The sequence below is a fragment of the Thermotoga sp. genome (assembly GCF_021162145.1).
In the GTDB taxonomy this organism is placed as follows: Bacteria; Thermotogota; Thermotogae; order Thermotogales; family Thermotogaceae; genus Thermotoga.
Genome location: NZ_JAGGZH010000143.1, coordinates 1 through 9767 on the forward strand (window position 1 = coordinate 1; position 9767 = coordinate 9767).

Annotated in this window: 8 protein-coding genes and 1 pseudogene; 1 reads left to right on the plus strand and 8 read right to left on the minus strand. The window is 48.7% G+C overall.

Annotation, left to right across the window (positions count from 1 at the left end; all coding sequences use genetic code 11):
- The 3 genes from J7K79_RS08495 to aspC form a co-directional block, all read right to left on the minus strand.
- The coding region (locus J7K79_RS08495) for an ATP-binding protein (RefSeq protein WP_296907539.1) at nt 1–1490 on the minus strand (1490 nt) is incomplete at its 3' end.
- Between the two features lies 1 nt (nt 1491).
- The gene (locus J7K79_RS08500) at nt 1492–3225 is read right to left on the minus strand and encodes an ABC transporter ATP-binding protein (RefSeq protein WP_296907543.1); all 1734 of its coding nucleotides are present in this window, start codon (nt 3223–3225) and stop codon (nt 1492–1494) included.
- The gene (gene aspC, locus J7K79_RS08505) at nt 3200–4333 is read right to left on the minus strand and encodes an aspartate aminotransferase (RefSeq protein ID WP_296907545.1); all 1134 of its coding nucleotides are present in this window, start codon (nt 4331–4333) and stop codon (nt 3200–3202) included. Before aspC ends, J7K79_RS08500 begins: the two co-directional genes overlap by 26 nt.
- A gap of 106 nt (nt 4334–4439) precedes the next feature.
- On the opposite strand from aspC, the gene J7K79_RS08510 reads away from it, so the two are divergent.
- The gene (locus tag J7K79_RS08510) at nt 4440–5090 is read left to right on the plus strand and encodes an HAD family phosphatase (RefSeq protein WP_296907548.1); all 651 of its coding nucleotides are present in this window, start codon (nt 4440–4442) and stop codon (nt 5088–5090) included.
- On the opposite strand, the gene J7K79_RS08515 is transcribed toward J7K79_RS08510, so the two are convergent.
- From J7K79_RS08515 to J7K79_RS08535, 5 genes and pseudogenes are all read right to left on the minus strand, one after another.
- Complete coding sequence (locus J7K79_RS08515; protein ID WP_296907551.1) at nt 5074–6804, minus strand: NAD+ synthase; 1731 nt, start codon at nt 6802–6804, stop codon at nt 5074–5076. The genes J7K79_RS08510 and J7K79_RS08515 overlap by 17 nt on opposite strands.
- Complete coding sequence (locus tag J7K79_RS08520) at nt 6755–7348, minus strand: hypothetical protein (protein ID WP_296907553.1); 594 nt, start codon at nt 7346–7348, stop codon at nt 6755–6757. Before J7K79_RS08520 ends, J7K79_RS08515 begins: the two co-directional genes overlap by 50 nt.
- Nucleotides 7349–7350: 2 nt before the next feature.
- Nucleotides 7351–8286 (minus strand): phosphoribosylformylglycinamidine cyclo-ligase, encoded by a 936-nt coding sequence (gene purM, locus J7K79_RS08525; protein ID WP_296907556.1) that lies wholly within the window; start codon nt 8284–8286, stop codon nt 7351–7353.
- Nucleotides 8283–9476, minus strand: coding sequence for a phosphoribosylamine--glycine ligase (gene purD, locus J7K79_RS08530; RefSeq protein ID WP_296907558.1), 1194 nt, complete (start codon nt 9474–9476; stop codon nt 8283–8285). The genes purM and purD overlap by 4 nt, the downstream gene beginning before the upstream one ends.
- Before the next feature lie 12 nt (nt 9477–9488).
- Nucleotides 9489–9767: pseudogene (locus J7K79_RS08535) on the minus strand (bifunctional phosphoribosylaminoimidazolecarboxamide formyltransferase/IMP cyclohydrolase); the annotation flags it as partial.

A 9767-nucleotide genomic window follows, 5' to 3' on the forward strand; every position in this document is an offset into this window, starting at 1 on the left:
GCCACATCCCTGAAGATGTTTGCAAGAGCCCCACCTCCGTGTCTCGGTGCGTACTTGTTGAGCTCGTCCAGGAAGATGAAAACAGGCTGGGTGAAACCGTTGTTTGTTTCCTTTTCTCTCATCACTTCAGAGAGAATGGCTCCCACGACGAACGCCTGGGCGCGCGTTCTCAGCTTTGAGATGTCCACGACGGTTACCCTTCCAGGCACATTCCAGTTTACTCTGTACTCCACTTTACCGGTAGGATTCAGGGGAGGTTTTATCCACAATCTGTCAAAGTCCATCTTCTGGGCGGTCTTCAACCTTCGAATCAGCATGCTGATGGTTTGACGCTGAACGTTTTCTTTCTCAAGGTACTCTCTTGCCTTCCCTTCTTTCAGCTGCATTATCAGATCATCGAGGTCGAGGGGAATGTCCACGATTTCTCCCTTGGAAACGACGATTTCCCTTAAAGCCTGGGAGGGAAGTTTTTGCCTGTCTTTGATGTAGCCTCTTCTCAAGAATTCCTGGTAGATTTCCTCCATCCTCTGGGTGAGAAATTCTTGGAGTGACCACACCGCCAGCTGGAAATTCTGATTTTTCGCCATCTCGTCCGGGTCGAACATGAGTTCCAGAAGCCCCATTTCAACGATATCGAAAACGTCCCATCCGTAAACCCTCACTCCGCTCATACGCTTGTTCACGGCGGGGGTGTAAGAGCCTTTCTGCCTGCTCGGAGCGTAGAAAGCAACGTTTTCAAACGGTTTCGGTTCTATTCCGAGCACCCTGTACATCTCTTCCCACTTCTCTTTCTCTGCTGCCCATTCTTTTGAGGCGCGATCGAGAAACATCAGACTTTCCCCTTTCACGTTGAATATGATGTATCTTGCTTCTCTCAGAAGATTCATCAGCCCCCCCGTCGTTTTCCTGGACGCCTCCATCATCGATTTCACGAGGAAGGTGGTGTAAGAGGTCTTTGCAGCCACTCCAGATTGTCCTGAAACGTTGATGTGCGCTCCGTTGTCTCCGAGTATGTATCTCAGATCCAAGTAAGCAGGTTTGCCGTTTTTGAGGATTCCCACAGGGAGTGCTACGTTTCTGTTCTTCAGTTCGTCGAATCCCAGGGCTATGTCTATCTCTTCACCCTCTACAAGAAAGACAGAAGATCCGATTGCGGGAGGAATCTCCGGGGCTGTTTCGGAAAGTTGATCGCCTTTCTTCAAAAACGACCTTGTCACCTTCACCCTTGCGATGTATATTGGATAGGCCGGCTTCAGCCCTTCGAGCGCCACATCTTCCTCGTAGCCGTTTCGCAGGTCTCCGTCCCATCTGTTCTGCAAGTCAACGACCACACCGTAAGTTACCACATTCCCATAGCCCGAACTGTACTCTACCCTCACGATGTCTTCTATCTGAGCGTGAGCTTGATGCTTGCCCTCCGAAACCATCCTCACAAAGAACTCGTAGGGATTGGATTCGAAGATACCCGTCACAACACCAATGCGTTTCATCTCATCCCTCCTCGATGAGCTGTTTTCTGTACATCTTGCTGTATATTCCGTTTCTACTCAGGAGTTCCTCGTGTGTCCCCTCCTCTCTGATGAAGCCATTGTCGAGAACGTATATCCTGTCGGCACCCCTCAGAACTTTCAGTCTGTGTGTTATCACGATGATCGTTTTCCCTTCCATGCTGTTTCTTATAGAATTTATTATCCTTTCTTCTGTTTCTGGATCTACAGCGGAGAGACAGTCGTCGAAAATGTAAACCTCGAAATCTCTGATCAGTGCACGGGCTATGGTGATCCTCTGCTTCTGCCCACCTGAAAGGGTCACCCCACGTTCTCCCACAACGGTGTCGAATCCTTTTGGAAAGCTCGCAATGTCTTCATAAACTGCGGCGAGCTTTGTCACCCTCTCGATTTCTTTCTCATCCACGTTTTTCATACCAACGGTTATATTGTTTCGAATGGTGTCGGAAAACAGAAACGTTTCCTGGGGAACGAGGGTGAAGAGTTTTCTCAAATTATCCGAGGAAATGTCGTTTATGTCCACTCCGTTTATGAATATCTTTCCTCTTTCCACCGGATACAGCTTCATGAGAAGCTTTGCGATCGTGGTCTTTCCACTTCCGACGCTTCCAACGATACCGATCATCTCTCCTCTCTTTATCGTCATGTTGATGTTCTTCAGAACAGAGCGATCGGTTCCGGGGTATCTGTAAGTCAGATTTTTTATGATCGCACTTTCGAAATGATCTATCCTGACAGGTCTTTTCGGCTCTTTTACTTCCGGCTGGGCGGTGAAGATCGTGTCCAGACGACGCATAGCCGCCTTCCCTCTCTGGAGCAGATCCACCATGAAACCGTACGCCATCATAGGCCATATCAACATACCCAGATAGGAGTTGAAGGCGATGAAATCCCCAAGCGAGATCTTCTCGTTTATAACAGCTCTTCCACCATAAAGAAGCGCAAGGAAGAACGAAGAGGAGGCAATCAGGGTTATGAGAGGCCGAAACACACTGGAAACCTTGACCGTCCGGAGTGTATCCCTGAAGTTGTTGTTTGCCTTTTCTTCAAATATCTTGAACGATATGTTTTCCGAAGAAAAACTCTTCACGATTCGGATACCGCCTATCGTCTCTTCGGTAAAGCCAGAAAGTTCCGAAAATGACCTCTGAACGTCCGACACCCTTTTGTGTATCAGCCTTCCAAAGCTCATGGAGGTGGGAATAAGAAGAAGGAGAGGAGCGAAACTGATCCATGCAAGTTTCCATCCCACGTTCCCTATCATGAAAACGAGTACCATCAAGACCATGATGAACGAGTCGAAAAGCAAAATAGCCCCCTGTCCAAGAACCCTCCTCAAAAGACTCAAGTCGTTGGTGAATCTTGCCATCAACTCACCACTTTTCATTCTGTCGAAGAAGCCAGGAGTAAGGCTGAGCATTTTGGAGAACATTCCGTTCATGGTCTCAAGAAGAAAGGATCTGGAGGCACCACCAAGGAAATACCTCCAGAAAAACCTTCCGAAGAACATGCCAGAGGCAGCTGCCATGATCCAGCCGATCATCATTTTCAGTTCCACAAAATTCATGGTCTCAGTGTTTAAACTGTCGACGATCTTTCCGACAATACGAGGAACGTAGACCTGCAGGAGGTCTACCATCACCAGGGCTAGAAATCCCAGAAGGTACTTGTGCCAGTTTCTTTTAAGAAAATTAACAAGAATTGAGGAAGTCTTCAATTCTATCCAACGCCTCCGCAAGCCTTTCTGTAGAAATAGCAAAGGAGAGTCTAACAAAACCGGGTTTTAAGAAAGAGGAACCCGGGACCAAAGCCACCTTTTTTTCTTCCAGAAGCTTTTCACAGAATTTTACATCGTCGCCCGGTACCTTGAAGAACAGATAGAATGCTCCCCGTGGTTCAACAAACTTCACACCCATCTCCTTCAGCCTCTCCACAGCGAAATCTCTTCTTTCCTTGAAAGTCTGAAGCATATGGGAGTTGTCCAGTTCCAAGGCCTTCAGAGCGGCATACTGGGCGACCGTGTTGATGCAGGAAGTGGTGTGGGACTGAATCTTTGAAACAGCAGAAGCCACTTCCATGTTTGAGATCAGGTATCCCACTCTCCAGCCAGTCATGGAATGAGATTTGGAAAAGCCATTTATATACACCACTCGATCGAAGTTCTCGGCCACATCCAGTATCGATGTATAGTCATCTGTGTAGACCAGAGAGTCGTACACCTCATCACTCACGATGTAGAAATTCATTTCCTCAGAGAGCCTCAGGAGTCCTTCCAGAAAAGACCTGCTGTAGACAACACCAGTGGGATTGTTTGGCGAGTTGATGAGCACGACTTTCGTTTTTCCAACGAGAAGACTTTCCACCTCTTCAAGACTTGGATGGAAGTTGTTTTCCATGAATGTTTCCACAACTCTCACGGTACCTCCAGAAAGGAGGATCTGGGGAATATAACTCACCCAGACGGGGGAGAACACTATCACCTCATCACCGGGATCGAGCAGCGCCATAAATGTGTTGAAAAGGGCTTGCTTTGCTCCGTTTGTCACAACCACCTGATCCAGCGAAATTTTCTTCCCGTGCTTTTCTCCCACCTTCCTTGCGATACCTTTTCTCAAATCGTATATACCACGCGGGTCTGTGTACTTTATCTGTCCTTTTTCTAAGAAACTTTTTGCTGCTTCAAGAACAGGTCCTGGGGTGGGAAAGTCCGGCTCTCCTGCTGTGAGGTTGATGACGTCCTCTCCTTTTTTGATGAGCGCCTTGGCTTTTGCATCCAGTTCCATGGTCTTTGAGATGGGAATCTCTGAAATCTTCCTCGAAATCATCCGGAACCCTCCTGGTCATGTTTTCATAATTAATACTACCACAAACATCGACTTTAAGACGATTTAAACTGTCTATGTTATCTTTGAAATGAAAGGAGGCGGTCAGATGAAAGCAGTTATTTTCGACATGGATGGAGTTTTGATGGACACGGAGCCGCTCTACTTTGAGGCCTACAGAAGAGTCGCCGAGAGTTACGGAAAACCCTACACCGAAGACATTCACAAAAGGATAATGGGGATTCCGGAGAGGGAAAGTCTTCCCATTCTGATGGAGTCCCTCAAGATAGAGGACTCACCAGAAAACTTCAAAAAAAAGGTGCACGAAGAGAAGAAGCGGGTCTTTTCCGAGCTTTTAAAAGAAAACCCAGGTGTGAGAGAAGCCCTGGCACTTGTGAAGAGAAAGGGTTTGAAACTTGCCCTTGCAACCTCTACTCCACAAAGGGAAGCGATCGAGAGATTGAAAAAGCTCCAACTTAAGGATTTCTTTAACGTTATGGTGTTCGGCGATCAAGTGAAGAAGGGAAAACCAGATCCAGAGATTTACTTGCTCGTTTTGAAGAGACTGAACGTGGACCCTGAAGGGGTGATCGTTTTTGAGGACTCAAAGAGCGGTGTGAAAGCTGCTCTCAGGGCGGGAATAAAAGAAGTTTACGGAGTGGTTCACTCCCTGAACGATGGCCGGACACTTCTTGAGGCAGGTGCAAAGATGCTAATAAATCCTGAAGAGATAGCGAGTATCCTCAGAGAGGTTCTCTGAATCTGCTCGTTATGGGCATTCTCCAGTCTTTTCCGAACGCCCTGGTGGAGATCTTGGTTCCGATGGCGGCCTGTTTTCTCTTGTATTCGTTCTTTCGTACCATCTCGGTTACTTCCACCACCGTTTTTCTGTCGAATCCCTTGAGTACGATCTCTTCGGGATCCAGTCCCTCTTCTATGTAAAGTCTCAGTATTTCGTCCAGAACCTCGTACGGTGGGAGTTTCTCCTGGTCCGTCTGTCCTGGCCTGAGCTCGGCGGAAGGAGGTTTTCTGAAGACGTTCTCCGGTATTATTTCTTTTCCCTTCCACTCGTTGTACCACCTTCCTATTCTGTACACGTCTGTCTTGTAAACATCCTTTATGACCGCAAAGCCTCCCGCCATATCTCCGTAGAGTGTGGCGTAGCCCGTTGCCATTTCGCTCTTGTTTCCCGTGGTAAGAACGAGCCAGCCAAACTTGTTCGAGAGCGCCATCAGGTAATTCCCTCTTATTCTCGCTTGGATGTTCTCTTCGGTTATGTCCGGTTCTCTTCCGGCGAAGACGTCTTTCAGAACATCAAGGTACGACCTGAACACTTCCGTGATGGGAATCATAAATGTCTCTATTCCGAGGTTCTTTGCAAGCGTCCGGGCATCTTCAAGGCTCGATTTCGAGGTGTACATGGAGGGCATGAGGACACCCTTCACGTTCTCCTTTCCCAACGCTTCTGTTGCTATGACTGCAACGAGAGATGAATCCATCCCCCCGCTCAGACCGATGACCACCTCTTCGAACCCGTTCTTCCTCACGTAGTCCCTCACACCCGTGACCAGAGCCTTGAACATCTCTTCTTCCCTTCTCGGGATCGGATTCAAGACTGGCTCGAAGTGTGTGGACTTTTCGCGAAGGCCTCCCACCTCAATGATCTTCACGGGGTAGTTCTGCGACCTCATGTACCTTCTTCCTGGATTCAGAAGGGAAACCCTCAAATTCTCGTCGAGATCGAGATCCACCGTGATGATTTCCTCTTCGAAGAGTTTCCCGTAGCTGATCACCTCTCCAGACGCGTCAACGACGATACTTCCTCCGTCGAAGACGAGTTCATCCTGTCCACCCACCATGTTACAGTAGGCTATCGCTGTGTGGCAGTCGTACGCCTTCATCGAGAGGTATTCTCTCCTCAGCCCCGGTTTTCCCACATGATAGGGCGAAGCGGAAAGGTTTGCCACAAAATGAACTCCTTCTCCCAGGGACAGGGAGGCACTCGGTTCCACCGGATTCCAGATGTCCTCACAGATGGTAACGCCTATCTTGACGTCATCCATCTTCAAAACAAGAAGATCTTCTCCAGGTTTGAAGTATCTTCTCTCGTCGAAGACGCCGTAGTTCGGAAGAAACATCTTCCTGTAGACACCGAGTACTTCTCCTTTTTTCAGGACGGCTGCGGCGTTGTACGCGTCTTCGTCGCTGTCGATGAATCCTATAAGGACAGTCACTTCCCGGTTTTTCGTGTGTGACGCAAATTCTTGGAGGTACCGTTTGTTCTCCCTCAGGAAAGAGAGCCTCAACATGAGATCCTCCGGGGGGTATCCGGACAAGAAGAGCTCTGGGAAGATGAGAAGATCACTGCCTCTCTCTTCGGCTATTTCGAGAGCTTCTATCGCTTTCTTCAGATTTCCCTCAAAATCACCCAGAGTTGGATTGAGCTGGGCCAGAGTCACTCTCAGTTGCTTCATGGGTCATCCCCTCCAGGGAATAAAAGAGCGCGTACACAAACACTGTCCTCAAAAAGTTCGATACGATGGAGCCAACAAAGGGTATGAACCACACAACGAACACGATAGCAGCAGCGAGGAACACCTCCACTGTCTTCTGCTTCTTGAAGACCAGCCTGTAACTTTCTGTCAGAATGGATGAGACGGAGTCGTTCCTGGCAGAAAGAAGTGGTACGAAGAATAAGAACATGAAAACCACGAAAGCTGGCAGAACGAAAAGAGAGAAACCAAGCCCCATCGCCACTCCGTAGAACGTGCTGAAAACAAGAAGACTGAGAAAACTCTCTTTGTTTCGCTGTACAAGAAGAGATCCGATCAGCATGGCCAGAACTATTTCTTCGAAGAGCTTTATGACAAAGAAGTCAAGATCCAGGAAATCGTACTTTCCCGCGAAGAAGTAGAGAACCTCTGCAACAAAGCCAAGAACGAGTGCCATAACACTCACCATAGCGAGTTTTGTGTCCCTAATCAGTTCTTGAAAACCTTTTATGAAGCCCTCGAACACTCTTATCCCCCCTCACCTCCGTACTCGATTTTCCAGTCACTTTCGACGCTTCCAACAACCACACCATCCACTTTGCTTAGAACATTCTCCAGCCTCTTTTTTTCTACGATCAGAAGCATACCAATTCCCATATTGAAAGTGTTGAGTGCCTCGTCGAATTCAACGTACTTCAAAATCCAATCGATGAAATCTCTCTTCGGAAGAGAAACATGAGCCCCGATACTTCCCAGGACTCTTTTCAAAGCCCTGATAATACCTCCACCGGTCACATGCGCGATCCCCTTGACCATATCGAACACATCGATGACCTCTTTGTATATGCGTGTCCCCTTCAGAAGGTTGAAAGGTAGACTCTCAGGTTTTAAGTTTTCTTCCTTCAGGATCTTCCTTATGAGTGACCATCCGTTCGAATGAAAGCCTGAGGAGGGAATCCCGACGATGACGTCCCCTTCTTTTATTGTGTCAACGGGAACTCTTCTTTCCAGAACCCCAACGGCGAATCCCACGGCGTCCCAATCTTCGTGATAGACGTCTGGCATCTCTGCAGTTTCTCCTCCGACCAGCTTGACACCTACGTTTTCAAGTACGTCCACGAGTTCTTTTATGAACTGTTCGTGTTCTTCAGTTATCCTTTTCACGCCGAGATAGTCCAGGAAAGCAACCGGCCTTGCCCCAACACAGACCAGATCGTTGTAGTTCATTCCAACAAGGTCTTCAGCCGCGTAGCGCCACGTTCCGTACTTTCTGTGGAGGATGAGTTTTGTTCCAATACCGTCTGCCGTGACAGCGATCGGTGGTTTTGTGATTTTCAGTATGGCAGCGTATCCTGTGGGTTCCTTCATCAACCAGTCTGGCAGTTTCACCGCGTTCTTTATTTTCCTAGAAAAGCTCTCTCCTCTTTCAACGTCAACACCAGCGTCTCTGTAAGTGTATTTCACGAGGCGATGTCCCTCCTGTACGTCTTTCCTTCGAAGTGTACCTTCTCGACGAGTTCGTAGGCCTTCTTTCTTGCCTCTTCTTTGGTTGCACCGGTTCCCATACAGTGAAGCACCCTTCCACCTGCTGTTACCAGTTTTCCGTCTTTCTCTGCAACCCCGGCAAAGAAGATGAGACCGTCCTCTGGAAGCGTGATTTCCTTTCCTTTCTCAGGAGCATCTGGATAACCCTTCGAGGCGAGCACCACGTCCACGGCGAATCTATCTGGCTCAATCGCTTCCATTCTACCACCCCTGTAACCTTCCAGCACGGTGTTAACGAAAGCTTCAGGATTCAGCGTCACGATCACTTCCGTTTCCGGGTCTCCCAGTCTCACGTTGTACTCGAGGATGTACGGCTCGCCATTGTGTAACATCAAGCCAAGATACAGAAAACCCCGGTAAGTGTAACCTTCCTTTTCCACTCCCCAGAGCGTTCTATCGAAGAGCTCTTCTATTTTCGAAATCGTCTCCCGTGGCACACTCACGGGTCCCCACGATCCCATGCCACCCGTGTTCGGGCCCCTGTCATTGTCCATCAGCCGTTTGTAATCTCTCACGAAGGGAAGTATCACGAAGTTTCTTCCGTTGACAACAGCCATGGCAGAAAGCTCTTCCCCTATCAGGTATTCATCTACCACAACGGGCCCTTTGACTCCCTTTACAAGTTCTCCTGCTATGAGTCTGGATCCCTTTTCAAGTGCCTCCTCTTCTGAGTCGAGAATCAAAACACCCTTGCCACGTGCCAAACCGTCTGCCTTTATCACGTACGGTGGGGAGAACTTCTTTATTTTCTCCTTCAGTTCCTCTGGAGTTTCCGCCACTTCGAAACGAGCGGTTCTTATACCGTACCTTTTCATGAAGCACTTGGCGAAGACCTTGGAACCTTCGAGTTTTGCAACTTCCCTCACAGGACCAAAGACGTTCACCTTCCAGTTCGCGACTCCCTCCACGAGATACTCTTCAGAGCCCGGGATGATGAGGTCCTCGTCCGGAATGCTTTTTATCGTTTTTTCGCCTTCGTAAGGGTGGTTTGCACCGTTCCTTTTAGTTCCAGCATTCCCTGGATAAAAGTGAACCTCATAACCTTGTTGCGAAAACGCCCATCCTATGGCGTGTTCTCTTCCACCTGAACCCAGGACGTGTACCCTCATCCATCTCACCTCTCAGTGTCTGAAGACTCTGCTGGGGGCTTTGTAGAATGTGAGTCCGAGTTCTTTCGCTTTTGAGAGAACTTCCTCGTCTCTTATAGATCCGAGAGGCGCAACAATGGCCTTCGCTCCCGCCTGAGCAAGAATCTCCAGCGAGTCAGGGAACGGGAAAAAGGCATCGGAAGCTGCGATTCCTCCCCTGGCTTTTTCACCCGCCATCACGGTGGCGATCCACGCCGCTCTCTTTCTGGAAGGCTGTCCGCTTCCTATGCCCACCGTCACACCGTCCTTAAC

Excerpts from the sequence above, each read along its gene's own strand:
- aspC (WP_296907545.1), bottom strand. The coding sequence starts at position 4,333 with ATGATTTCGAGGAAGATTTCAGAGATTCCCATCTCAAAGACCATGGAA.
- J7K79_RS08510 (WP_296907548.1), top strand. The coding sequence starts at position 4,440 with ATGAAAGCAGTTATTTTCGACATGGATGGAGTTTTGATGGACACGGAG.
- J7K79_RS08515 (WP_296907551.1), bottom strand. The coding sequence starts at position 6,804 with ATGAAGCAACTGAGAGTGACTCTGGCCCAGCTCAATCCAACTCTGGGT.
- purD (WP_296907558.1), bottom strand. The coding sequence starts at position 9,476 with ATGAGGGTACACGTCCTGGGTTCAGGTGGAAGAGAACACGCCATAGGA.